Origin of the sequence: Pseudomonas sp. GW456-L13, from assembly GCF_017350115.1 — a bacterium.
Lineage (GTDB): Bacteria > Pseudomonadota > Gammaproteobacteria > Pseudomonadales > Pseudomonadaceae > Aquipseudomonas > Aquipseudomonas jessenii.
On record NZ_JACNAS010000002.1, the window covers coordinates 1,236,808 to 1,259,857 of the forward strand.

Here is a 23,050-nt window from a genome sequence, read left to right on the forward strand (position 1 = left end):
CAGTCTGATCCAGAATTTGTGTTGGTTGTGCCGACCCCATCGCGAGCAAGCTCGCTCCCACAGGGTCCGGTGTACACCGATAGTGTGGGAGCGAGCTTGCTCGCGATGAGGCCAGCGAGGCCAACATCAAATCCGGATCAGGCGCCCAGTACCCGGCATGCCTCCACCGGCAAGGTCACCGACACCGGATGACCAACGCTCAGGCCAAAGCCCTGACATGGCGTGCTCAGCGCGGTAAACGACACCCCGGAACACTCCACCGTGGTCTCGATGGTCGCGCCGATATCGCGCACGAACGTCACCTTGCCCAGCAAGCGGTTGCCCGCGGTCGCCTGGGGTGCGGACAGTTGCAGGTCTTCCGGGCGAATCAGCATCTTCACCTTTTCACCGACCACGATGCTGCTGCAGATCGGTACTTGCAGCGCATCGCCGCCCGGCAAACTGACCTTGCCGTTACCCAGCACCGTGGCCGGGAAGATGTTGCCCGAGCCGATGAAGTCCGCGACGAACTCGTTGGCCGGGTGACGATAGATCTCGATCGGCGTGCCCACCTGCTGCACCTTGTGCTCACCCAATACGACCACGATATCGGCCATGGTCATGGCCTCGCGCTGGTCGTGGGTCACCATGATGGTGGTGATGTTCAGGCGTTGTTGCAGTTGGCGGATTTCCACCTGCATCGACTCGCGCAGCTTGGCATCCAGCGCTGACAGAGGTTCGTCGAGCAGGAGGATTTTCGGGTGATTGGCAATCGCCCGGGCAATCGCCACGCGCTGGCGTTGGCCGCCGGACAGCTTGGCCACCGGACGATTGATCATCGCTTGCAGCTGGATCAGTTCCAGCAATTCCACCACCCGCGCCTGCTGGTCAGCCTTGCTGACGCCACGCAGTTTCAGCGGATAGGCGATGTTCTCCCCCACCGTCATGTGCGGGAACAGCGCCAGCGACTGGAACACCATGCCGAAATTACGCAGATGCGCCGGGGTGTGGCCGATGTCCTCACCGTCCAGGCGAATCTCGCCACCGCTCAGGGTTTCCAGCCCGGCAATCATGCGCAGCAAGGTGGTTTTGCCACAGCCCGAAGGACCGAGGAAACACACCAGTTTGCCCTCGGGCAAATGCAGGTTTACATCCTTTACCGCGCAGGCCGAGCCGTAATGTTTCTCGACGTTTTCCAGAATCAGACCAGACATAAGAATCACCTCAAGAAATCAGAACGAAACGCCACCTTCACCAACCAGCTTCTCCAGCGCCCAGATGAGGACGAAGTCGATCAGCACGATCAGCACGGCAAACGAAAATACGGTTGGGTCGAGCGAAGACACAGTGCGGCTGTACATCCAGATCGGCACGGTCATGACGTCGATGGTGTAGAGGAAATAGGTCACGGTGAATTCGTTGAACGAGACGATGAACGCCAGCAGCATGCCCGCCAGGATCCCCGACTTCATCAACGGCACCACCACATCGACAATCGCCCGCAGCGGTGAAGCACCGAGCATTTGCGCGGCCTCTTCGACTTCGCTGCCGATGGAGAGCATCGCCGCCGTGCAGTTCTTCACCACGAATGGCAACGCGAGGATCACGTGGGCAATCACCAGGCGCGAGGTGGTCATGTGGAACGGCAGGCTGTCGAACACCAGCAGCAACGCCAGGCCCAGCACCACCATCGGAAACACCAGCGGCAACGACATCAGTTGCAGCGCCACCGCCTTGCCGCGGAACTCGCAACGGGTCAGCGCGTAGGCCGCCGGCACCGCGATGATCGTGGCGAAAATCATGGTCAGGCACGACACCAGCAGGCTGGTAGACATGGCCTGGCCGAGGCTCAGGACGTCACTGGCGTCCGGCGACACGAAGGTGTGCCAGGCGGCCTTGTACCATTGCAGGCTGTAGCTGCTCGGCGGGAAGTCGAGGTTCGACGCGCCGCTGAAGGACATGACGATCATGGTCAGGATCGGCAGTACCGCCAGCAGCAGGATGAAGCCGGAAAGGATGCCGGCAAACTTGCCGGTCTCGCCGGGCAACAGCCCATAACGCTTTTTGATCAGGGTGCTCATTGGGAAGCCTCCAGCATGCGCCGACGACGGCCAGTGATGTATTCGGACAAGGTCATGATCGCGAGGGTGGTGACGATCAGCACCACACCGGCAGCGGATGCGGCGGGCCAGTTCATCAGCGGGGCGATCTGGTCATGCACCATCACCGCCAGCATGGGCACGCGCCGACCTCCGAGCAGCAAGGGCACCACGAAACTGCTGGCGTTGTAGGCGAACACCAGGGTCGCACCGGTAATGATCCCCGGCAGACTCATCGGCAATACCACCTGGCGGAACACCTGGAAGCGACTGGCGCCCAGGGTGGCGGCAGCTTCTTCGTAGCTGCGGGCGACACCGCGCATGGCGCTGGCAATCGGCAACACGGCCAGCGGGAAGGCGGTTTGCACCAGGCCCATCAACACGCCGTTCTGGTTGTACAACAGCATGATCGGGCGCTTGATCAGGCCCAGGCCCATCAGTGCCTGGTTGAGCATGCCGCCAGGGCCGAGGATCACCAGCCAGCCGTAGCTTTGCAGCAGCAGGTTGACCAGCAATGGCAGCAACACCGCCGCAAGGAAGATCCGTCGCACGAACGGCGAGGTCAGGCGCGACATGGTGTAGGCCACCGGGATCGCCAGAATCACTGCGATCACCGCGCTGATCAGCGCCAGGCGCAGGGTCAGCATCAGCGACTTGAGGTAATAGGGTTCCAGCAACTGGGCGTAACTGGCCAGGCTGAACCCGGACCATTCCGCGCCTTTGGTGCCCACGCTCATGCGCAGTACCAGCAGGCTCGCGGCAATCAAAACGCCGAGAAACAGCATCGACGGCGTGAGGAAAAGCCAGGCGCGCGCGGTCGGCGAAACACCCCGAGCGGCGCGCACGGGGGCGGCACTCAGCGGATGAGTCAGAGGTTGGTGTTCCATAGCAAAGGGTCTCGTCAATGGACAGCAGCTGACAAACACAAGCCTCAAGGTCACTTTGCCCCCTTGTGGGAGCGAGCTTGCTCGCGATGACTGCTTGTCAGTCGCCAATGATGTCGACTGACACTCCGATATCGCGAGCAAGCTCGCTCCCACAGGGGATCTTCAGTGTTTGAAGATCCTGTGTACGTCACTCGATCAGGAAGAAAAGATTTCCGTGTAACGACGAATCCATTGGTCATGCACGCTGGCCAGGAAGGCGTTGTCGTGCATGATCGCCTTCTCGGCAATCTGCTCCGGCGTGAGGATGTACGGGCTCTTGCGTGCTTCGGCGGAAATGATCGCCTTGGCGTTGACCGGGCCGTTGTAGATGTCTTCAGCCATCTTGCCCTGCACCAGCGGGTCCAGAGAGTGGTTGATGAAGGCGTAGGCCATGTCGGTATCGCCCGGACGGTTCTTCGGCATCACCGACAGCATCAGGTCGGTGTAGAAACCTTCCTTCATGCCGAACGTGGCGCCCAGGCCGTAGTTCGGATCGCGGATCTGTTTCGGGAAGAACGCTGGTGCGTACAGACCGCCCATGTCCAGGGAACCGGTGCGGAACAGTTCGGCGATCTGGTTAGGGTTTTCACCCAGGGTCACCACACGATCCTTCAGCTCGGCGAGCTTCTTGAAGCCAGGCTCGATGTTGTGTTCGTCACCACCGGCCAGTTTGGCGGCAATGATGATCAGGTCCATGGCCTCGGTCCAGTTCGGCGGCGGCAGGAAGATGTTCGGCGCCGCGTCGGCATCCCACAGGGAGGCGTAGCTGGTCGGGGCTTCTTTCTGGGTGCGGGTGCTGTAGACCAGGCTGTTGCACCACAGCAGGTAACCGATACCGTGGCCATTGGCGCCGGTGCGGTATTTCTCGGGTACATCGACGAGGTTGGGAATGCGGTTGAGGTCGGGTTTTTCCAGCAGGTTGGCGGCGGCCAGACCTTCGGCGCCAACGCCTGCCAGGGTGATGATGTCGTATTGCGGACGATCACCGCCGGCCTTTAGTTTGGCGACCATTTCCGAGGTACTGCCGGTGCGGTCAGCGATGACCTTGCAGCCGTACTTGTCTTCGAACGTCGCGGCGATGTTGCGCAGTGCGGCCAGGCCGGTGTCATCGGACCAGGTCAGCAGACGAAGGGTCTTGCCGGCAAAGCGTGTGTCGCTGGCATTGGCCTTGATGAACGGCATGCTCATGGCTGCCGCTGCAACCGAGGCTACGCCCACGGTCTTGATGAATTGACGTCTGTTCAGATCATGCTCGCCCATTACGGACTCCCTTTGTTTTTGTAGGTATGAGGCAGGTCGAAACTGTTGCATCCGCGCGACCGGACCAGCGTTATCCCTCGTATTTTCGGGGCTTGACTGAGCCGGCAAGTTCATCCTGAGGTCGCGTAAAACACCTGACTATCGATAAAAACTCATTGAAGCCATGACGCCAGCGCATGCCTCCTTTTCCTTGTGGGAGCGAGCTTGCTCGCGATGGACGTCAACGATAATGCGGGGCATCAGACAGCCCGTGTCGTCCATGCGTCCATCGCGAGCAGGCTCGCTCCTACACAGTGCCAGGCGTCAGACGGCCCGGATCACGTGTTTGATTTCCTGGAAAGCCTGCAAGCCCCATGGCCCCAATTCGCGGCCGATGCTGCTCTGCTTGTAGCCGCCCCAGGCGGTCTGCGGGAAGATCACCTGCGGCGCGTTGATCCACACAAGCCCCGCCTGCAAAGCATTGGCAACGCGGTCGGCGGTCTGTGCATTGCGCGTCACCACACTGGCGACCAGGCCAAACTGACTGTCGTTGGCCAGGGCAATCGCTTCGGCCTCGGAGGCGAAACGGCGCACGCAGATCACCGGGCCGAAAATCTCTTCGTTCCACAGCGCACTGTCGAGGGGCACTTCGGTGAACACCGTCGGCTGCAAAAAATATCCGCGCGGCAGGTCGGCCGGGCGATTACCACCGCAAACCAGCTTGGCACCGGCACTCAAACCGCGATCGATGTGACCGAGCACGCGCTGGTATTGCGCCTGATTGACCAGCGCGCCCATTTCCACGTTCGGGTCGAACGGGTCGGCCACGCGGATGGCTTCGGCACGGGCCTTCACTCGGTTCAGGAATTCATCGGCCAGTTCATCGGCGACCAGCACACGGCTGGTGGCGGAGCACATCTGCCCGGCGTTGAAGAAACCACCGCCACAGGCCACTTCCACCGCCAGTTCGGGATCGGCATCGGCCAGCACCAACAGCGAAGATTTACCGCCCAGTTCCAGGCTCACGCCTTTGACGGTTTCCGCCGCCCGTTGCATGACCTGCACGCCAACGGCATTGCTGCCGGTGAACGACACCTTGGCGATGCGCGGGTCTGCCGACAGCGGAGCGCCAACGGCCAGGCCGGTGCCGCACACAAGGTTAAAGACACCCGCCGGCACACCGGCTTCAGCGATGATCGCGGCCAGCTCCAGTTCCGGCAGCGGCGTCACTTCCGAAGGCTTGAGCACCACGCAGCAACCGGCGGCCAGGGCCGGGGCGAGTTTCCACGCGGTGGTGACCATCGGAAAATTCCACGGCACGATCAGGCCGACCACACCGCACGGCTCGCGGCGCAGGCGAGCGCTGAAGTCGTCGGTCGGCAGCTCTACCGCGCTGTCTTGTTTGGCATCCAGGCCTTCGGCCAGACCGGCGTAATACTCGAACGTGGCGATCACGTCATCGACGTCGATCGCGGCTTCGAACTGCGGCTTGCCGTTGTTGCTCGACTGCAAGTGCATCAGCTTTTCACGATTGGCCTGCACGCCCGTGGCGATTTTGCGCAGGATCGCACCGCGTTCGGCGCCCGAGGTTTTCGACCAGTCGGCGAACGCCTGGGTCGCCGCGCTCACGGCTTGATCAACCGCGCGTTCGTCGCCGCCATTGACGGTGGTCAACAGGGCTTCGGTCGCCGGGTTGATCACGCGCAGGTGTTCGTTGCCGGCCGACCATTGGCCGTTGATGTACAGGCCATCCAGAGTCGTCGGGAAGCTCATTTCGACACCGCCTGCATCCACTGGGTCTGGTCGATTTCAATCAGGGTCGGGCCCTGGCGATCGGTAGCCACCCGCAATGCGCCGCGCAATTGCTCGACACTGCTGACCGCTTCGGCGGCGCAACCCAATGCCTTGGCCACACCGATGAAGTCCGGGGTGTAGATATCCACGCCCACCGGCTCGATGGCGCGGTTGACCATGTATTTCTTGATCTCTTCGTAGCCTTGGTTATTCCACAGCAGCACGATGACCGGGGTGCGCGCTTCAACGGCACTGGCCAGTTCCGGCAAGGTGAACTGCAGGCCACCGTCGCCGATCAGGCACACCACCGGAGGACGCGCGCCACCTTCGATGCGGCCACCCAGCCAGGCGCCAATCGCCGCCGGCAAGGCGTAGCCGAGGGTGCCGTAACCGGTGGACGAGTTGAACCAGCGACGCGGACGCTCCGGGTTGAACGTCAGGTTGCCGGTGTACACCGGCTGGGTCGAATCGCCGACGAAAACCGCATCCGGCAGTTCCTGCAGCACGGTTTCGAGGAAGCGGGTCTGGGCCAAGGTCGGTGCGTCCCAGGTTGCGGCCAGGTCTTCACGCAGACGGGCGGCACGTACTTGTCCCCAATCGTTGCGACGCTCGGCCAGGGATTTGTGCGACAGGGCACTGAGCAACGCCTGGGCGGCGTTACGCGAGTCGGCCACCAGCGCCACATGCGGCGGGTAGTTGCGCACGGTCTGGTCCGGGTCGATATCGACGCGCAGCAACTTGCCAGGAATTTCGAAGCCACCGGCGAAGGTCACGTCGTAGTCGGTCTCGGCCAGTTCAGTGCCGATGGCCAGTACCACGTCGGCCTCGGCGACCAGCGCACGAGTGGCGACCAGGCTCTGGGTCGAGCCGATCAGCAGCGGGTGGCCGGAGGCAAGCATGCCCTTGGCATTGATGGTCAGGGCGACCGGCGCGTCCAGCAGTTCAGCCAGCTCAGTCAGCTCGACGGCCGCGTCGATGGCGCCGCCACCGGCGAGAATCAGCGGACGCTTGGCGCCGGCCAGCAATTCGGCCATGCGCGACACGGCGCTCGGCGAAGCACCGGCGCGGTCGATGTTGACCGGCAGGCTGGCGAGCAAGTCGTCAGCTTCTTCAACCAGAACATCCAGCGGAATTTCAATGTGCACCGGACGCGGACGGCCAGCCTGGAACAGCGCGAAGGCGCGAGCCAGCACGCCCGGCAATTCCGACGCCGACATCAGGGTGTGGGAGAACGCCGCGACACCGGCACACAGTGCGCCCTGGTTCGGCAGCTCATGCAGCTTGCCGCGACCGCCGCCCAACTGGCTGCGCGATTGCACGCTGGAGATCACCAGCATCGGGATCGAATCGGCGTAGGCCTGGCCCATGGCGGTGGTGATGTTGGTCATGCCAGGGCCGGTGATGATGAAGCACACACCCGGTTTGCCGCTGGTGCGGGCGTAGCCGTCGGCCATGAAGCCGGCGCCCTGTTCATGGCGCGGCGTGACGTGGTTGATGCTCGAACGGGCCAGCCCGCGATACAGCTCCACGGTATGCACCCCTGGAATGCCGAACACCTGCTCGACCCCGTAGTTTTCGAGTAACTTGACCAATACTTCGCCGCACGTCGCCATGTCTTTGCCCTTTTTGTTCGTTTGAGACGCCGGGCGTGCGCTGTGTTTATGATGGATTCGCAGGCCCGGGAATGGCCTCATTGGAACGGGCGACAGGTAGCCGCAACAATGGATAAAAAGTCATACTAGCCATGTCCTCACGTCATACCTTGGATCCCAATGAAACGACTGCCTCCCCTGCCGGCGCTGCACACTTTTCTGATTACCGCGCAGTGCTGCAATTTCACCCGGGCCGCCGAACAGCTGCACATCACCCAGGGCGCGGTGAGTCGGCAGATCGCCGGGCTGGAAGATCATCTGGGTTATGAACTGTTCATCCGCCTGGCCCGAGGCCTGGACCTGACAGCCGAGGGACGGGAATGGCTGCCACGGGTCCAGCAGATTTTCGGCCTGATCGACGAGGCCGTTGAACAGATTGGCGAGAAGCGTGAAACCCTGCAACTCAAGGCACCGACCTGCGTCATGCGCTGGTTGCTGCCGCGTCTGTTGCAATGGCAAAGGGAACGCCCGGACGTGCCGGTGGAACTGACCACCACGGTCAAGCACGGGGTGGATTTTCATCGCGAGCAATTCGATGCGGCGGTGATGTACGGCGCACCGCCGGACGATTCATTGATGTCGCAAAAACTCTTCGACGAACAACTCACGCCGGTATGTTCCAGACCGATGCTCGAAGGCCCCATGCCCCTGCAAAATCCGGCCGATCTGCAACAGCACCTGTTGCTGCACCCGACCCGCGATGAACGGGACTGGAAAGCCTGGTTGAAAGCCGCGGATGTGCATTTGACCAATGTCGGCAAGGGCCAGCATTTCGAAACCCTGGACCTGGCGATGTCGATGGCGTCCCAGGGAACGGGTGTGGCGATTGGCGACTGGTCGCTGATCGGCGATGATCTGAACGCCGGGCGGCTGGTCATGCCATTCGATTTGAAGGTGACAACGGGGCTGGCGTATTACCTGGTGTTCCCCGAAAAACCCGGGCCTTCGCCGAAGTTGCGTGAATTGATGGGGTGGTTGGTGGAGCAGGCGCAATCGCGGTAAAACCGCAAAATCCTGGTGCACCACCCTGTGGGAGCGAGCTTGCTCGCGATGAACCTGAGAACGCCGCGGGGTATCAGGTTCCCAGCGTTATCGTTGGCGATAATCGCGAGCGAGCTCGCTCCTACAGGAGATCAGTGAACTCAATAACCGACAGTAAACCGCAGTCGAGAATGCTTCGGCGTTTCCACTTCATCGAGCATCGCAATCGCATAATCGGCAAACGTGATCCAGCTGCGCCCTGCGCTGCTCACCAGCAAATCATCCTGGCCGGTGCGGAATTTCCCGGTGCGCTCGCCCTCGACAAATTCGGCCGATGGCGACAGGAAGGTCCAGTCCAGATCCCGCTCTTCACGCAGGTTTGCGAGGAATTCGGCACCGGCGCTGGCCTCTGCCTTGTAAGCCTCAGGGAAACCTTCGCTATCGATCACTCGAACGCCATCGGGCAATAGCAGCGAACCCGCCCCGCCCACTACCAGCAAACGTTTAACCCCGGTTTTTTTCACCGGGCCAACGACTGCACTGGCAGGCAGGGTCGCGAAATGTGCGGCGCTGATGACTACGTCATGGCCCGCAATTGCAGCTTGCAACGCAGCGGCATCAAGGGCATCGACGGCGTTGCTGACCACACCTTCACGCGCGTCTATTTTCGATGTGTCGCGGGCAATGGCGGTAACGCTGTGACCGCGACGCAGGGCCTCTTCCAGCAGTTGGCTACCGGCACGACCGGTGGCACCGATGATTGCGACTTTGCTCATGACGTTCTCCAGTTGGCTTGAAAGTATCGGTATCAAATTGCGCTGACCTTTGTGGCGAGGGGGCTTGCCCCCGTTCGGCTGCGTAGCAGTCGTAAAACCTGTGCTTAGGGTGTGACTGATGGATTGCAGGGGAGCGCTTCGCACTCCAACGGGGGCAAGCCCCCTCGCCACAGGTAATCAATTTCATCTCAAAACTTGCTTCAGCTTCATGTACTTCCGGTTACCACTTCATCTCGCCCTTCGCGACCTTGGCACTCAGCTCCAGGGAGCTTTCATCGCCCAGGGTCGGGAAGCGTTTTTTCATCGCGGCGATCAGCGCGGCAGCATCCTTGGCCTTGGCGGTTTCTTCGTCGAAGGCCTTGATGTAGGCAGCGGTGAACTGCACGGCCGTCAGTGAGCGATCGCTCTCACCAAGGTAATGACCCGGCACCACGGTCTGCGGTTTCAGGGTTTCAATGGCATGCAGCGTAGTCAGCCAATCGGCATGGGACTGCGGAGTTTGCGTGTCAGCCATCCAGACGTGGATGTTTTGCGCCACCACGACACCACCAACCACGGCCTTGATCGATGGAATCCACACAAAGCTGCGATCCGGCTGCGGGCCCTCAAGACCCACCACCTGCAACTTCTGCCCTTCGAGGATCAGGCTGTCACCCTTGAGCACGTCCGGCACGATGGTTTTAGCCGGCACATCGGCCCCCATTTTCGGGCCCCAGAATGCCAGTTTGCCGTCGACGGTGTGCTTGATGTGGTCGACGGTCGGCTGCGAGGCGAGGACCTTGGCCTTGGGGAATGCGGCCGTCAGGGTATCGAGGCCGAAGTAGTAGTCCGGGTCACCGTGGCTGATGTAGATGGTGGTCAACTGCTTGCCGCTGGCGCGGATTTTTTCCACTACCTGTTCGGCCTGGGATTTACCGAATTGCGCATCCACCAGGATCGCTTCTTTCTCGCCACTGACCAGCACCGAGGTCACCGGGAAGATGGCTTTTTCGCCGGGGTTGTAGACATCCAGCGTCAGGGTCGAGGCGCTGGCGTGGGCGGCAAAACCGAAGGTGGTGGCCAGCAAAACTCGCTTAAGTGAGGTGAAACCGATCATCTGTTGCTCCGTGATCCCGATGCCATGTTTGGCGATGCCTTTTGTAGGAGCGAGCCTGCTCGCGATGGACTTGAAGGCGCCGCGTATAACCGGTATCCCGCGTTATCGTTAACGACCATCGCGAGCAAGCTCGCTCCTACACAGAGGAACAGAGCTTAGTTGCCTGACTCGGTACAAAAAATGCGATGCTTGAACATAGTTTGTTTCTGAAAGCGGGCAAATCATGGATCGTCTTCAAGCAATGCGTGTGTTCGTCACGGTGGTCGACCTCGGCAGCCAGTCGGCCGCCGCCGATCATCTGGAGCTGTCACGGCCGGTGGTGTCGCGGTATCTGGCGGAGCTGGAAGACTGGGTCGGCGCGCGCCTGATGCATCGCACCACACGCAAGTTGAGCCTCACCGCCGCCGGCACCGAGATCCTGCCCCGCTGTCGGCAGATGCTCGATTTATCCACCGACATGCAAGCCGCCGTCAGCGAACCGGATGACGCACCCCGCGGCCTGCTGCGAATCAGCGTCAGCACCTCCTTCGGCCAGGCGCAATTGGCCGACGCCATGGCCGCCTATGTCCGACGCTACCCCGGCGTCAGCATCGACATGCAGATGCTCGACCGCACCGTGAACCTGGTGGATGAGCGCATCGACCTGGCGATCCGTACCAGCAACGACCTGGACCCGAACCTGATCGCCCGCCGCCTGACGGTTTGCCGCTCGGTGATCTGCGCGTCCCCCGCTTACTTGCGCGAGCACCCGGCGCCGCAACGGGTCGAGGACTTGAGCCTGCACAATTGCCTGACCCACTCCTACTTCGGCAAAAGCCTGTGGCATTTCGAACAGGACGGCGAGCAGGTTTCAGTACCGGTGCAAGGCAACATCAGCGCCAACGAAGCCAGCACGCTGCTGCGCGCAACGATTGCCGGCGCCGGGGTGGCGATGCTGCCCACCTACCAGGCCGGCGTACACATCCACAGCGGCGAGTTGATTCGCCTGCTGCCGACGGCCGAACCCCGGCAAATGAACGTGTATGCGGTGTATGCCTCGCGCAAGCACATGCCGGCGGCGTTGCGCAGCTTGCTGGATTTTCTGGTGGTGAGGTTTCCGCAAGAACCGGAATGGGATATCGGGTTGTAAATGGAAGCCCTGTGGGAGCGAGCTTGCTCGCGATGGCTGCCGAACATTCACCCATGATATCGACTGATCCACCGCTATCGCGAGCAAGCTCGCTCCCACAGGGGTGATCAGTGTTCTGAATACCGCGCTATTGCTGGTAACTCACCGGCGCTGACCTATGCTCAAAGTAGTACCGAAAGGTATTCGTTCAGAGGTCAACGCCATGAACATCAGAACAAGAAGATACCTCGCGATTTTCATCACCTGTGCGGTCACGCTCGGGCTTTATGGCGCTGCGGCCTGGCGCGTCGAGCAACTGCGCAACCTGCCCCGTGAAGCCGCGAGCTGCAACTTCGAGCGCTGCATCCCCCACAACGCCACCCTCAACGCCCTCCGGTAACGAAGGGGGTCAGGCTTCGTTGTCCTGATCGGCCTTCAAGCGGTCGCGGAACGCCTTTGGCGAAATCCCCACTCGACGTCGGAACAGGCGTGTGAAGTTGGTCGGATCGGAAAACCCCAACACGTCGGACATTTCATAAATGGTCATGCTGGTGTAGGTCAGCAAACGCTTGGCCTCCAGCAATTGCCGCTCATGCATGATCTGCAACGCCGGTTGCCCCGCCAGCTCACGACAGGTGCCGTTGAGGTGGGACACGGAAATCCCCAGCCGGTGTGCCAGATCCTCGACCTTGACGTGCTGGCGATACGTCTCTTCCACCAGTTGAATAAAGCCGTTGAGGTATTCCCGGGCCCGCTGCGGTCGCGCCATGGCGGTGCGACGCTGGATCACCTGGCGGCTGACCCACACCACGATCACGCTGACCAGCGAATGCATGAGCATTTCCCGCGCCGGTTGATGGCTGGTGTATTCGTTCTGCAAGGCGCTGAACAGGCTGTTGAGGTACTCGGCGTCCTTGCCTGCCGGGTAGCTTTCGGACTGGGCCAGGGCATTGACCGATTGCCCCAACTGCATCTGCAGGTGGGCGATCAGCGGCGCGGCCAGGGTTACGACAAACCCTTCCACGCCCTCGGAAAAACGAAAGCCGTGCACCGACAGCGGTGGCAGGATCTGGATTGCCGGCTCCACCAGTTGCGTTCGCTTGCCTTCGATTTCAAGCTCGGCCTGACCTTTGAATACGAAGAGCAACTGGCACAAGTCAGCGTGGCGGTGAGGTTTGATTTCCCAATGATGTTCGCGACTGCGTTTGGAAATGGTTTCACAGTGCAGCAAGTCCGGGGTCGGCCAATCCAGGCTTTCACCGTAGAGCTTGAACACCGGAATCGAAGGCAGGTCAGGCTTGTTCATCACTTCAATCCAGGCCTCGGGGTTGATCTGGGGCGATAATCGCACCGATTGGCAGAATGTACAGCTATCGGCTCAGTTTTCACCTTCAATTGACAGACTCGCAAGGGAAAAATGCAAGCACTCGATCCATAAAAATCATTCACCGGCCCAGGTCGTGTGGAGCTTGCGAGTCATAAGAACAATGAAAACGCTGAAAACCCAAGTTGCCATTATCGGTGCTGGCCCCTCAGGCTTGCTGCTCGGCCAATTGCTGCACAACGCCGGCATCGACAACATCGTTCTCGAACGTCAAACCCCCGATTATGTACTCGGTCGAATCCGCGCCGGCGTGCTTGAACAAGGCATGGTAGAGCTGTTGCGTCAGGCCGGCGTGAGTCAGCGCATGGACGCCGAGGGACTGGTCCATGGTGGCTTCGAACTGGCCCTCGACGGGCGCCAGGTACACATCGATCTGCAAGCATTGACCGGCGGCAAGACGGTGATGATCTACGGCCAGACCGAGGTCACCCGTGACCTGATGGCCGCTCGTCGGGAGGTGGGCGCGCAGACGATTTACCAGGCCAGCAACGTCGTTCCCCACGGCATGAAAACCGATGAAGCGTTTGTCACTTTTGAGAAGGACGGCGAGCCGTATCGACTTGACTGCGACTACATCGCCGGTTGCGACGGCTTCCACGGTGTGGCGCGACAATCGATTCCCGCCGACAGCCTGAAAGTCTTCGAACGGATCTATCCCTTCGGCTGGCTCGGGATCCTGGCCGACACGCCGCCGGTCCACGAAGAACTGGTCTACGCGCGCCATGAGCGCGGTTTCGCCTTGTGCAGCATGCGCTCGCCGACGCGCACCCGTTATTACCTGCAAGTGCCCGCGGAGGAAAATGTCGAGGATTGGTCCGATCAACGCTTCTGGGACGAACTCAAAAACCGCCTGCCGGTCGATCTTGCGCAAAAACTGGTGACCGGCCCGTCCATCGAGAAAAGCATCGCGCCGCTGCGCAGCTTCGTCGTCGAACCCATGCAGTACGGGCGGATGTTCCTCGTCGGTGATGCTGCGCACATTGTCCCGCCCACCGGGGCCAAGGGCCTGAACTTGGCGGCCAGTGACGTCAGCACGCTGTTCAACATCCTGGTCAAGGTTTACCGCGACGATCGCCTTGATCTGCTGGAGAAATACTCGGAAATCTGCCTGCGCCGGGTGTGGAAAGCCGAGCGTTTTTCCTGGTGGATGACCTCGATGCTGCACCGCTTTGATGATCACGATGCCTTTAGCCAACGCATTGCCGAGTCGGAACTGGACTATTTTGTCGATTCGCAGGCGGGTCGCAAAACCATTGCAGAAAACTACGTCGGGCTTCCTTATGAGGCTATCGAATAGCTTCCTATCGACTTACACTGGCGAGCATCCCCGCTCGCCTTGCCTCTTGCGGGTCAATCACTGCCCGCAGGTTTTCCCGTGACCAATCTCCATCAGCCTGAAACGCCCAAACCGGCCATTCGCAGCGTGCTGATCGCCCTGATGCTGGCGATCTTTCTCGGTGCGTTGGACCAGACCATCGTCGCCGTTTCGATGCCGGCCATTTCCGCGCAATTCAAGGACGTCAGCCTGCTGGCCTGGGTGATTTCCGGCTACATGGTGGCCATGACCGTGGCGGTGCCGATCTACGGCAAACTGGGCGACTTGTACGGGCGGCGCAAGCTGATGCTGTTCGGCATGGGCCTGTTCACCCTGGCGTCGGTGTTCTGCGGCATGGCACAGAGCATGGAACAACTGGTACTGGCGCGAATCTTCCAGGGCATCGGGGCCGGCGGGATGATTTCGGTGAGCCAGGCGATCATCGGTGACATCGTGCCGCCACGGGAGCGCGGCCGGTATCAGGGCTATTTCAGCAGCATGTATGCAGTGGCCAGCGTGGCCGGCCCGGTGCTCGGTGGTTACATGACCGAATACCTGTCCTGGCGCTGGGTGTTCCTGATCAACCTGCCACTGGGCCTGGGCGCCTGGCTGGTCGCCTATCGCACGCTGGTGGGCCTGCCGATTCCGCAACGCAAACCGATCATCGACTACCTGGGCACCGTGTTGATGATCATCGGGCTGACAGCATTGTTGCTGGGCATCACCCAGGTCGGCCAGGGCCATTCGTGGCGCAGTGCCGAGGTGTTGGCGCTGCTCGCTTGTGCGGTGCTGGTGCTGGGGCTGTTCGTCGTCCACGAGCGACGGGCGCGAGAACCGTTGTTGCCCATACATCTGTTCGCCAACCGCAATGCGATCCTGTGCTGGTGCACGATTTTCTTCACCAGTTTCCAGGCCATCTCGCTGATTGTGTTGATGCCGCTGCGCTTTCAGAGCGTCACCGGCGCCGGTGCCGACAGCGCCGCCCTGCACCTGCTGCCCCTGGCCATGGGTTTGCCGATTGGCGCGTATTTCGCAGGCCGCCGCACCTCGGTCACCGGGCGCTACAAACCGATGATCCTTACCGGTGCGGCGCTGATGCCTGTCTCGATTATCGGCATGGCGTTCAGCCCGCCGCAGGCGTTCGTCGTGAGCAGTCTGTTCATGCTGCTCTGCGGGATATCCTCGGGCATGCAGTTCCCGACGTCATTGGTCGGCACGCAGAACTCGGTGGACCAGCGGGACATCGGTGTAGCCACCAGCACCACCAACCTGTTCCGTTCGCTGGGTGGTGCCGTGGGTGTGGCATTGATGTCGGCGCTGCTGTTGGCGTTGTTGCAGGATTCGAGTTTCGCGCACCTGGCCGGTTCGTCGCTGATTGCCGAAGGCAGCTCGGGGAATGTGTTGCTGGACGGTTTGAATGCCGCGCCGGGTGACGCGCAGAACACCCTGCGTGCCGAATTGTCACTGACATTCCGGCACTTGCTGACGGTCAGCGCGGCCGTTTCATTGCTTGGGCTGGCGGCGGCGATTGCCATGCCGAACATGTTGTTGCGCGGGCGCGAGGACAAGGTTCGGTAGATAGACCGGGTCGCCTGCTCGCGATAGCGGTCTGACAGTCACTACCATTCAAGGACTGTAATACCCGACAGCCACCAGAAAATGCCCGACCTTCTTCAGGTAGGCATGCTTGTTCTCGACCTTGCCCGTCACCGGGTTTTTCCAGCGGTATTCGTATTCGCCGTAATCCTGCTGGGCCATCAACGCCAGAATCGGCTCGCCCACCGGTTTGCCTTCCGGGTCCACGATCTTGCTGAAGTCGGTATTGATCAGCCGCAGGTTGGTGCCGTGGGCCACGTAACGCTGGGTATCCAGGTCGACGACAAACACATACAGATCATCCTGCAGGTAGCCGCCCTTGAGGGAATTGATCGCCGTCAGGGTGCCCTTTTCGTCCTTGGCCAGATCGGTTGCCGCTTTGTTCAGCAAGGCCATGGCCTGTTCGGCGGAGGCCCGTGGCAGGTAATAACCGACCGCCAGAATCCGCTGTCCAACGCGCTGGTAGTAGACATGCTTGCGCTCGACCTTGCCGTCATTCCAGTTCTGCCAGCGATATTCCGCCTGCTGAATGCCATTGCCCTCCGGCACCTTCAGGGCGTCCTTGAAAGCTTTCTGCAGATCCGGCCCGAGCACTTGCGACACGTCCCGGCCAATCAGCGCCGACGACGGCCCGCCACTGGCGAGCATCACGCCCTTGGTGTCGAGCACAAAGACATAACGATCCTTGTCGACAAACTCACCCTGTCGACTGAACGCCGCCAACGCCTTGTCGCCATTCTGGTGGTAGTAGGCCAGGGCTTTTTCCAGTAGCGCAATGGCCGCCTTGCTGTCGTCCTTTTCCGTCCCGGCGGCTTGCGCCTGGCCCAGGCACAACAAAAACATGCCGCACAGCAAGGTAAACCTATGCAGAAACCCCATTGCGCATCCCTCGTTCCTGGTGGTGTTTCAAGAGCGTAGACGGCAATGGGATATGTACGAATATTCGCCAGAACAGGGTTATAGGCTTTTGTGGCGAGGGGGCTTGCCCCCGTTCGGCTGCGCAGCAGTCGTAAATCAGGCACCGCGGTTGATCTGGTGAACCGCGGCGAATGGATTTGGGGCGGCTTCGCCACCCATCGGGGGCAAGCCCCCTCGCCACAAGTGTTCGGATTACTGCCGGGCGCGCAGTTGCTGCTGAAGGTTCTGGATCTGCGCCTGAAGGGTATTGATGTTGCGGGTGACCTGGCTGCGGAACGCATCGAACTCGGCGGTATTGGTCGAGCCCTGCGTGACCGCTGGACGGTTGTCCTGCTCGCTCTTGAGCACGATCATGTCTTGCTCGAGACGCTCGATAGCAGCGCTTGGGTTGCCTTGTTTCTTCAGCGCTGTGATATCGGCGCCCAGGCTCTTCAGTTGTGCATCGAGTTTTTCAGCGTCCGACGGGGCACTTTTCAGGGTGGCCAATTCAGCACTCAATGCTTTGACCTGGGTCTGCAACTGGGTATTGGCCGTCTGATGTTCGGTGTTCTGGGCATTCATTTGCGCCAGGCGTTTGTCCAGTTCGGTGGTTTGCGCGGTCATTTGTGCCAGTCGCTTGTCCAGGTCCGAGGCCTGGCCGGCAACACCTTGCTGCTGGGCGTTCTGGTCCTGGAGCTTGCTTTCCAGCTGGCGGATTTGCAGCTTCAAGGCCTCGCTGTCGGTGTTGACACTGGTCTGGCTGGCAACAACCTTTCCGGAAATATCCTGCAGGCGCCCTGCCGCTTCCTCACTGATTCGCGCGAAGCTTTCCTGGGTCGCCACCAGTTGCTGTTCCATCAGGGAGATCTGCTGAAAGCTCCACCAGGCCAGGCCCGCGAACGCAAAGAACAACGCCCCGACCAACGCCCACAAGGCACCGGTACTCGCCGCCTTGACCTTCACCACCGGCGTCGTGCGCGAATGCACGACCGTACGGGCGGTGGGCGCAAAGTCGTCATCGAGAACGTCTGCACGCAGGCTCGGTACATCATCGAAGTCGTCGTTGGCATCGTTTCGCATGGACATTGAATCAACCTTAGTGAATCACATAATGGCTTTATGCCGCGCAGTATAAACCCCACAGCCGCAACCATTGACCCCCAAGCCCGAATCCGGTTCAGTCGGGGGTCGTTGTTCGAGCGTCAGCGAACAGCCTGGGCCTTCCACCAGCCACAGAATTCATCGAGCGCCGTCCAGAGGCTGACTTTGGGATCGTAATCCAGATAATGCCGCGCGCGGCTGATGTCCAGGGTGAAATTTTTGTTCATGACCTGCATGCCCAGACGCGACAGCGTCGGTTCGGGACGCCCCGGCCACAACTTGCACACGCCCTCGTTGAGCGCCGCCACGCTGTAGGCCAGGCCGTAGGAACGGTAGCGGGTGACCTGTGGGACTTCCATGTTGCGCATCACGTAATTGACCACGTCCCACAGGGGAATCGGCGTGCCGTTGCTGATGTTGTAAGCCTTGCCCAGCGCAGAACCGCTGGCCAGCAAACTGCTGAGCAACGCCTCGTTGAGGTTTTGCACGCTGGTGAAATCAACTTTGTTCAGACCGTTGCCGATGATCGCCAGGCGCCCCTTGCGCTGCATGTTCAACAGGCGCGGGAAGATGCTCATGTCGCCGGCCCCGGTGACGAAACGCGGGCGCAGGGCCAGGGTTTCGAGACCGAACTCCTGGGCACCGAAGACTTTTTGCTCGGCCAGGTACTTGGTGGCGGCGAAAGGGTGTTTGAAGCGCTTGGGCACCTGATCTTCGGTCAGACCCAGGTGATCGCGACCATCGAAGTAGATCGACGGCGACGACAAATGCACCAGCCGCCGAACCCGTTGCTTCAAGCAGGCTTCGACCACATTCTCGGTGACCTGGACGTTGCCCTGATGAAAGTCCTGATAACGTCCCCATAATCCAACAGCACCGGCGCAATGCACCACGGCCTCGACGTCCGAGCACAGCTCGCGCGCCAGTTCCGGGTCGCTCAAGTCACCCTGGATGAACTCGGCTCCCCGGCGTACCAGATGCTCCACACTCTCGGCCCGGCGACCGTTGACCCGCACGTCCAGGCCCTGCTCCAGGGCAAAACGCGCAAAGCGCCCGCCGATGAAGCCGCTTGCGCCGGTAACCAGAATCTTCATGAATTGCTCCGAATATTTCGTTTTGCGTATTACGTGAGGTCTTGACGCTGCGCGTCAGTCCAAGGGCACCAGCCATTGCTTCGATGCGCTGACCAATTGATCGGTGAGCAGCCCCAGCAGTTGGCCGCCATTACGCCAATGATGCCAGTACAGCGGCACATCGATCGGCTTATCTGGCAGCAGCTCCTGCAATACACCCCTTTGCAGTTGCTCGCGCACCTGCAGTTCCGGAACCAGCCCCCAGCCCAGACCGGCTTCCGCCAAGCGGATAAAACCTTCGGAGGACGGGCACAAATGGTGTTCGAATCCCCCCTCGACGCCGAGGGACGCAAGGTAGCGATGCTGCAGGAAATCGTCCGGGCCAAATACCAGCGCCGGGGTTCGGGCCAACTGATCGGCGCGTACGCCCTGCGGAAAATGCCGGGCAATAAAGGCGGGGCTGGCCAGCGCACGGTAACGCATGGCCCCCAGCAACACACTGCGCGCCCCCGCCACCGGCCGCTCGCTGGCGCAGACACAAGCCGCCACTTCACCGGCGCGCATGCGCTTGAGACCGACGGTCTGGTCTTCGACCACCAGATCCATCAGCAGATGCTGTTCGGCGCAAAACGCCCCCACGGCCTGCGCCCACCAAGTGGCCAGGCTGTCGGCGTTCAGGGCGATCCGCAGGCGTTCCGGCAGGCCCTCTTCATCCAGCGCCGGCACCAGGCTTTGCAAATCCCGTTCAAGCAATCGCACCTGCTGCACGTGGTTGAGCAGCCGTCGACCGATTTCCGTCGGCGTTGGCGGCGTGGCCCGCACCAGCACCGGTTGGCCAACCCGCGCCTCCAGCAGCTTGATGCGCTGGGAAATCGCCGATTGCGACAAGCCCAGTACCTGAGCCGCCCGTTCAAAACCGGCCTGTTCGACCACGGCGGCCAAGGCAGAAAGCAATTTATAGTCGAACATCAGTTTTCCTAATGAGCGATCAGCAAGATTGGTTTTTCTTATACAGCCTTCACAAGGACAATGACCAGCAAGAACTCTTGAACAAGGATCACCCACATGGCTGGCGAAACTTCATTGGCAACGCTGCTGCGCAGCATGAGCCCGCAACTCAACGCTGGCGAATACGTGTTCTGCACCCTGCGCGACGGTAAATTGCCTACGGATCTGGAGATTGTCGGCAGCTTCCGCGAGCAGGAAGGCCTGACCGTGATTCTCGAGCGTTCCCACGCCGAAACAGCCGGATTCAGCTTCGACTACATCGCCGCCTGGATCACCTTGAACGTACATTCGGCCCTCGAAGCGGTCGGCCTGACCGCCGCGTTCGCCACGGCACTGGGCAAGGCCGGAATCAGCTGCAACGTGATTGCCGGCTACTACCACGACCATTTGTTCGTCGGCCAGGCCGACACCGACCGTGCCCTGCAAGTGCTGCGGGATCTGGCAGCCAACGCGGAGTAAAAAATCATGTGGCAAAGTTATGTGAACGGGCTGCTCGTGGCCTTCGGCCTGATCATGGCGATCGGCACCCAGAATGCGTTTGTCCTGGCGCAAAGCCTGCGACGTGAACATCACCTGCCGGTGGCGGCACTCTGCGTGACCTGCGATGCCCTGTTGGTAGCCGCCGGGGTATTCGGCCTGGCGACGGTGCTGGCGCAGAACCCGACGCTGTTGGCCATCGCACGCTGGGGCGGCGCAGCGTTCCTGTTGTGGTACGGCAGCCAGGCGCTGCGCCGGGCCTTCTCGAAGCAGAGCCTTGAGCAGGGCGAAGGCCAGACCGTACGTTCGCTGCGGGCGGTGATGCTCAGCGCGCTGGCGGTGACCTTGCTCAACCCGCACGTCTATCTGGACACCGTTTTGCTGATCGGCTCCCTGGGCGCCCAACAAACCGAGCCGGGCGCTTATGTCGTAGGCGCGGCCAGTGCCTCGCTGCTGTGGTTCTTCACCCTGGCCCTCGGTGCGGCATGGCTGGCACCGTGGCTCGCCCGGCCCGGCACCTGGCGAATTCTCGATCTGTTGGTGGCGGTGATGATGTTTGCCGTAGCGCTGCAGCTGATCGCGGCCATCTGATTGGCGGAACCTCTATTCCACACAGTTGTTGCGTGGTTATGCCGCCCCCCCGGTGCTATGATCCGACTCCCTGCGCCGCAAAGAGTACAAACTCCCCGGCGCTTGTCTGGCCGCCCGTGATCGGCCTTGCGCTCACCGCAACTGACCTGATTAGGAGAATCATCATGGCTTTCGAATTGCCGCCACTGCCGTACGCACACGATGCCCTGCAGCCGCACATCTCCAAGGAAACCCTGGAGTTCCACCACGACAAGCACCACAACACCTACGTCGTGAACCTGAACAACCTGGTGCCAGGCACCGAGTTCGAAGGCAAGACCCTGGAAGAAATCGTCAAGACTTCCTCGGGCGGTATCTTCAACAACGCCGCTCAGGTCTGGAACCACACTTTCTACTGGAACTGCCTGGCGCCAAACGCTGGCGGTCAACCAACCGGCGCACTGGCTGAAGCCATCAACGCGGCCTTCGGTTCGTTCGACAAGTTCAAGGAAGAGTTCAGCAAGACTTCCATCGGCACCTTCGGTTCCGGTTGGGGCTGGCTGGTGAAGAAGGCTGACGGTTCCCTGGCCCTGGCCAGCACCATCGGCGCCGGCAACCCGCTGACCAACGGCGACACCCCGCTGCTGACCTGCGACGTTTGGGAACACGCTTACTACATCGACTACCGCAACCTGCGTCCGAAGTACGTCGAAGCGTTCTGGAACCTGGTCAACTGGAAATTCGTGGCTGAGCAGTTCGAAGGCAAAACCTTCACCGCTTAAGCTCGATGCCAGACAAAAAACCCGGCTTTGTGCCGGGTTTTTTTATGGAAGGAATATGAGCAAAGGGACGGTGGTGATTGTCCCGCCGCCTTCGCGAGCAGGCTCGCTCCCACAGATCACCCCCCGAGCCAGTGGGAGCGAGCCTGCTCGCGAAGAACGATAACGCGGTCAGCCTGCCAACTACTGCGGATCGAGGTTATCCAACGCGCGATTCACCGCCAGCTCCGCCAACATGACAATCTGCGAAATGGCCAGCGCCGTGTTGCGCTGGGGGCCAGCCAGGCAGGTAGCGAAATCACTCGCCATGACATTGGCTGAAGCCAGTGATTCACAAGCGTGGGCAAGCAGGCTTTCAGTGTCCATGTCGGGGACGATCATGAACATGGTGCGAGGGCTGTAGGGTTTGGTGGTGTTGTAGGGGGGATCTGGGATTAATTTGTCCATAAAACCATTCCTCTAGCGCTGGGGCCACCACTTGCCGTTTCTCACGCGGTGAAGAGGTGGCAGCTATGTGCGAGGTGAGAAACCGGTATGGACACCCGGGCCAGACCTAAGTCTGCCCGCACACAGCCGCCATGACGCATTTACAGACAGCGGATTAGCTGGCGGCGATTATGCGTGCACAGGCTCTGGATGACCATAAGTAGCCGGGTTCTCACACCCGATCGCTGAGTTTCAGCGACAGCCAAAGGTTATTCAGCCCGCTTCCGACGGACAACCTGAAAACTGCGTGGGAAACTTCTGGCGCTTTCCTACACCGCGCTAACGCCCAAAACGTAACGCGGAGCGTCCCGGGCCAGTTAAAAACTGTTACCTATGTGCTTGAACTGTTTTGTTACCTATGTGGGTGAGTCATACCTCCCCGGTTTTTAGTCGGTACTTGTGGCCACTGAAGATCCCCGTGGGAGCGAGCTTGCTCGCGAAAAACGTCTGAACAACGCGATCAACCAGTCAGCCCGCGTTATCGTTGACGTCCATCGCGAGCAAGCTCGCTCCCACAGAAGAGCAAAAAGCAGAGCATCCCGCATCACCGCATCGCTTCTCACCACTCAACAGGCCGAGCGTTAGCTCGCCTGCAGCTCTTGATCTTGATCCACCCGCCCCCTCGGCAGGCTGAGTGGAGGCGTTCATCCGGGGATGGGCGCGCAGCGCCGTTCGACGCAGTCGAACCCATCGCATGTAGGTGCCAGCGAAGCC

The 23,050-nt window shown here is 60.8% G+C and carries 22 protein-coding genes; 8 read left to right on the forward strand and 14 right to left on the reverse strand.

The genetic code is table 11. From position 1 onward, the window contains the following. Positions 1-137: 137 nt before the first annotated feature. From J4D25_RS19695 to J4D25_RS19720, 6 genes are all read right to left on the reverse strand, one after another. On the reverse strand, positions 138-1,193 hold the full coding sequence (locus tag J4D25_RS19695) for an ABC transporter ATP-binding protein (protein ID WP_057713479.1): 1,056 nt from the start codon (positions 1,191-1,193) through the stop codon (positions 138-140). Positions 1,194-1,211: 18 nt separating this feature from the next. Then, positions 1,212-2,060 carry an ABC transporter permease gene (locus J4D25_RS19700; RefSeq protein WP_057713478.1) on the reverse strand — a complete coding sequence of 283 codons (849 nt, stop codon included), beginning with the start codon at positions 2,058-2,060 and terminating at the stop codon, positions 1,212-1,214. Then, the gene (locus J4D25_RS19705; RefSeq protein ID WP_057713477.1) at positions 2,057-2,965 is read right to left on the reverse strand and encodes an ABC transporter permease; all 909 of its coding nucleotides are present in this window, start codon (positions 2,963-2,965) and stop codon (positions 2,057-2,059) included. The genes J4D25_RS19700 and J4D25_RS19705 overlap by 4 nt, the downstream gene beginning before the upstream one ends. 195 nt (positions 2,966-3,160) lie before the next feature. Beyond that, positions 3,161-4,264, reverse strand: a complete 1,104-nt coding sequence (locus J4D25_RS19710; RefSeq protein WP_057713476.1) for an extracellular solute-binding protein — start codon at positions 4,262-4,264, stop codon at positions 3,161-3,163. Positions 4,265-4,567: 303 nt separating this feature from the next. Continuing rightward, a complete protein-coding gene (locus tag J4D25_RS19715; RefSeq protein WP_057713475.1) occupies positions 4,568-6,016 on the reverse strand; it encodes an aldehyde dehydrogenase family protein in 1,449 nt (482 codons plus the stop codon). Beyond that, positions 6,013-7,650: a 5-guanidino-2-oxopentanoate decarboxylase gene (locus tag J4D25_RS19720; protein ID WP_057713474.1), complete on the reverse strand. Its 1,638-nt coding sequence runs from the start codon at positions 7,648-7,650 to the stop codon at positions 6,013-6,015. Before J4D25_RS19720 ends, J4D25_RS19715 begins: the two co-directional genes overlap by 4 nt. A gap of 159 nt (positions 7,651-7,809) precedes the next feature. Between J4D25_RS19720 and J4D25_RS19725 the strand changes: the two genes are divergently transcribed. Next, positions 7,810-8,691, forward strand: coding sequence for a LysR substrate-binding domain-containing protein (locus J4D25_RS19725; protein WP_057713473.1), 882 nt, complete (start codon positions 7,810-7,812; stop codon positions 8,689-8,691). Positions 8,692-8,831: 140 nt separating this feature from the next. Here the strand turns inward: J4D25_RS19725 and J4D25_RS19730 are convergent, their stop codons facing one another. Then, positions 8,832-9,446: an NAD(P)-dependent oxidoreductase gene (locus tag J4D25_RS19730; protein ID WP_057713472.1), complete on the reverse strand. Its 615-nt coding sequence runs from the start codon at positions 9,444-9,446 to the stop codon at positions 8,832-8,834. A 220-nt stretch (positions 9,447-9,666) separates the two neighbouring features. Next, positions 9,667-10,542 (reverse strand): MBL fold metallo-hydrolase, encoded by an 876-nt coding sequence (locus tag J4D25_RS19735; RefSeq protein WP_057713471.1) that lies wholly within the window; start codon positions 10,540-10,542, stop codon positions 9,667-9,669. Between the two features lie 223 nt (positions 10,543-10,765). Here J4D25_RS19735 and J4D25_RS19740 point away from each other — a divergent pair, with 223 nt between their 5' ends. After that, the gene (locus tag J4D25_RS19740) at positions 10,766-11,671 is read left to right on the forward strand and encodes a LysR family transcriptional regulator (RefSeq protein WP_206743389.1); all 906 of its coding nucleotides are present in this window, start codon (positions 10,766-10,768) and stop codon (positions 11,669-11,671) included. 157 nt (positions 11,672-11,828) lie between these two features. After that, entirely contained in the window at positions 11,829-12,050 is a 222-nt protein-coding gene (locus J4D25_RS19745) for a hypothetical protein (RefSeq protein ID WP_057713469.1), read from the forward strand. A 9-nt stretch (positions 12,051-12,059) separates the two neighbouring features. On the opposite strand, the gene J4D25_RS19750 is transcribed toward J4D25_RS19745, so the two are convergent. Continuing rightward, entirely contained in the window at positions 12,060-12,956 is an 897-nt protein-coding gene (locus J4D25_RS19750) for a helix-turn-helix domain-containing protein (protein WP_057713468.1), read from the reverse strand. 181 nt (positions 12,957-13,137) lie between these two features. Here J4D25_RS19750 and pobA point away from each other — a divergent pair, with 181 nt between their 5' ends. After that, positions 13,138-14,331, forward strand: a complete 1,194-nt coding sequence (pobA, locus tag J4D25_RS19755; RefSeq protein ID WP_057713467.1) for a 4-hydroxybenzoate 3-monooxygenase — start codon at positions 13,138-13,140, stop codon at positions 14,329-14,331. A 78-nt stretch (positions 14,332-14,409) separates the two neighbouring features. Further along, positions 14,410-15,927, forward strand: a complete 1,518-nt coding sequence (locus tag J4D25_RS19760; RefSeq protein WP_057713466.1) for an MDR family MFS transporter — start codon at positions 14,410-14,412, stop codon at positions 15,925-15,927. A 48-nt stretch (positions 15,928-15,975) separates the two neighbouring features. Here J4D25_RS19760 and J4D25_RS19765 read toward each other — a convergent pair whose 3' ends face one another. The 4 genes from J4D25_RS19765 to J4D25_RS19780 form a co-directional block, all read right to left on the reverse strand. Next, the gene (locus tag J4D25_RS19765) at positions 15,976-16,824 is read right to left on the reverse strand and encodes a cache domain-containing protein (protein WP_057713465.1); all 849 of its coding nucleotides are present in this window, start codon (positions 16,822-16,824) and stop codon (positions 15,976-15,978) included. Positions 16,825-17,055: 231 nt separating this feature from the next. Then, positions 17,056-17,928, reverse strand: coding sequence for a hypothetical protein (locus J4D25_RS19770; RefSeq protein ID WP_057713464.1), 873 nt, complete (start codon positions 17,926-17,928; stop codon positions 17,056-17,058). Between the two features lie 116 nt (positions 17,929-18,044). Beyond that, entirely contained in the window at positions 18,045-19,037 is a 993-nt protein-coding gene (locus tag J4D25_RS19775; RefSeq protein WP_057713463.1) for an NAD(P)-dependent oxidoreductase, read from the reverse strand. 54 nt (positions 19,038-19,091) lie between these two features. Continuing rightward, on the reverse strand, positions 19,092-19,985 hold the full coding sequence (locus J4D25_RS19780; protein ID WP_057713462.1) for a LysR family transcriptional regulator ArgP: 894 nt from the start codon (positions 19,983-19,985) through the stop codon (positions 19,092-19,094). Between the two features lie 96 nt (positions 19,986-20,081). Here J4D25_RS19780 and J4D25_RS19785 point away from each other — a divergent pair, with 96 nt between their 5' ends. The 3 genes from J4D25_RS19785 to J4D25_RS19795 all read left to right on the forward strand — a co-directional run bounded on the left by J4D25_RS19785 (position 20,082) and on the right by J4D25_RS19795 (position 21,853). After that, positions 20,082-20,483, forward strand: a complete 402-nt coding sequence (locus tag J4D25_RS19785; protein WP_057713461.1) for an ACT domain-containing protein — start codon at positions 20,082-20,084, stop codon at positions 20,481-20,483. Positions 20,484-20,489: 6 nt separating this feature from the next. Then, a complete protein-coding gene (locus J4D25_RS19790; protein ID WP_057713460.1) occupies positions 20,490-21,092 on the forward strand; it encodes a LysE/ArgO family amino acid transporter in 603 nt (200 codons plus the stop codon). 164 nt (positions 21,093-21,256) lie between these two features. Beyond that, positions 21,257-21,853, forward strand: coding sequence for a superoxide dismutase (locus J4D25_RS19795; RefSeq protein WP_008022038.1), 597 nt, complete (start codon positions 21,257-21,259; stop codon positions 21,851-21,853). Positions 21,854-22,033: 180 nt separating this feature from the next. On the opposite strand, the gene J4D25_RS19800 is transcribed toward J4D25_RS19795, so the two are convergent. Continuing rightward, complete coding sequence (locus tag J4D25_RS19800; RefSeq protein ID WP_057713459.1) at positions 22,034-22,297, reverse strand: DUF6124 family protein; 264 nt, start codon at positions 22,295-22,297, stop codon at positions 22,034-22,036. Positions 22,298-23,050: the final 753 nt, after the last annotated feature.

What these genes read in the sequence shown, in the direction of transcription:
- J4D25_RS19695 (WP_057713479.1), bottom strand. Translation starts at nt 1,193, where the DNA reads ATGTCTGGTCTGATTCTGGAAAACGTCGAGAAACATTACGGCTCGGCC.
- J4D25_RS19700 (WP_057713478.1), bottom strand. Translation starts at nt 2,060, where the DNA reads ATGAGCACCCTGATCAAAAAGCGTTATGGGCTGTTGCCCGGCGAGACC.
- J4D25_RS19705 (WP_057713477.1), bottom strand. Translation starts at nt 2,965, where the DNA reads ATGGAACACCAACCTCTGACTCATCCGCTGAGTGCCGCCCCCGTGCGC.
- J4D25_RS19710 (WP_057713476.1), bottom strand. Translation starts at nt 4,264, where the DNA reads ATGGGCGAGCATGATCTGAACAGACGTCAATTCATCAAGACCGTGGGC.
- J4D25_RS19715 (WP_057713475.1), bottom strand. Translation starts at nt 6,016, where the DNA reads ATGAGCTTCCCGACGACTCTGGATGGCCTGTACATCAACGGCCAATGG.
- J4D25_RS19720 (WP_057713474.1), bottom strand. Translation starts at nt 7,650, where the DNA reads ATGGCGACGTGCGGCGAAGTATTGGTCAAGTTACTCGAAAACTACGGG.
- J4D25_RS19725 (WP_057713473.1), top strand. Translation starts at nt 7,810, where the DNA reads ATGAAACGACTGCCTCCCCTGCCGGCGCTGCACACTTTTCTGATTACC.
- J4D25_RS19730 (WP_057713472.1), bottom strand. Translation starts at nt 9,446, where the DNA reads ATGAGCAAAGTCGCAATCATCGGTGCCACCGGTCGTGCCGGTAGCCAA.
- J4D25_RS19735 (WP_057713471.1), bottom strand. Translation starts at nt 10,542, where the DNA reads ATGATCGGTTTCACCTCACTTAAGCGAGTTTTGCTGGCCACCACCTTC.
- J4D25_RS19740 (WP_206743389.1), top strand. Translation starts at nt 10,766, where the DNA reads ATGGATCGTCTTCAAGCAATGCGTGTGTTCGTCACGGTGGTCGACCTC.
- J4D25_RS19745 (WP_057713469.1), top strand. Translation starts at nt 11,829, where the DNA reads ATGCTCAAAGTAGTACCGAAAGGTATTCGTTCAGAGGTCAACGCCATG.
- J4D25_RS19750 (WP_057713468.1), bottom strand. Translation starts at nt 12,956, where the DNA reads ATGAACAAGCCTGACCTGCCTTCGATTCCGGTGTTCAAGCTCTACGGT.
- pobA (WP_057713467.1), top strand. Translation starts at nt 13,138, where the DNA reads ATGAAAACGCTGAAAACCCAAGTTGCCATTATCGGTGCTGGCCCCTCA.
- J4D25_RS19765 (WP_057713465.1), bottom strand. Translation starts at nt 16,824, where the DNA reads ATGGGGTTTCTGCATAGGTTTACCTTGCTGTGCGGCATGTTTTTGTTG.
- J4D25_RS19770 (WP_057713464.1), bottom strand. Translation starts at nt 17,928, where the DNA reads ATGTCCATGCGAAACGATGCCAACGACGACTTCGATGATGTACCGAGC.
- J4D25_RS19775 (WP_057713463.1), bottom strand. Translation starts at nt 19,037, where the DNA reads ATGAAGATTCTGGTTACCGGCGCAAGCGGCTTCATCGGCGGGCGCTTT.
- J4D25_RS19780 (WP_057713462.1), bottom strand. Translation starts at nt 19,985, where the DNA reads ATGTTCGACTATAAATTGCTTTCTGCCTTGGCCGCCGTGGTCGAACAG.
- J4D25_RS19785 (WP_057713461.1), top strand. Translation starts at nt 20,082, where the DNA reads ATGGCTGGCGAAACTTCATTGGCAACGCTGCTGCGCAGCATGAGCCCG.
- J4D25_RS19790 (WP_057713460.1), top strand. Translation starts at nt 20,490, where the DNA reads ATGTGGCAAAGTTATGTGAACGGGCTGCTCGTGGCCTTCGGCCTGATC.
- J4D25_RS19795 (WP_008022038.1), top strand. Translation starts at nt 21,257, where the DNA reads ATGGCTTTCGAATTGCCGCCACTGCCGTACGCACACGATGCCCTGCAG.
- J4D25_RS19800 (WP_057713459.1), bottom strand. Translation starts at nt 22,297, where the DNA reads ATGGACAAATTAATCCCAGATCCCCCCTACAACACCACCAAACCCTAC.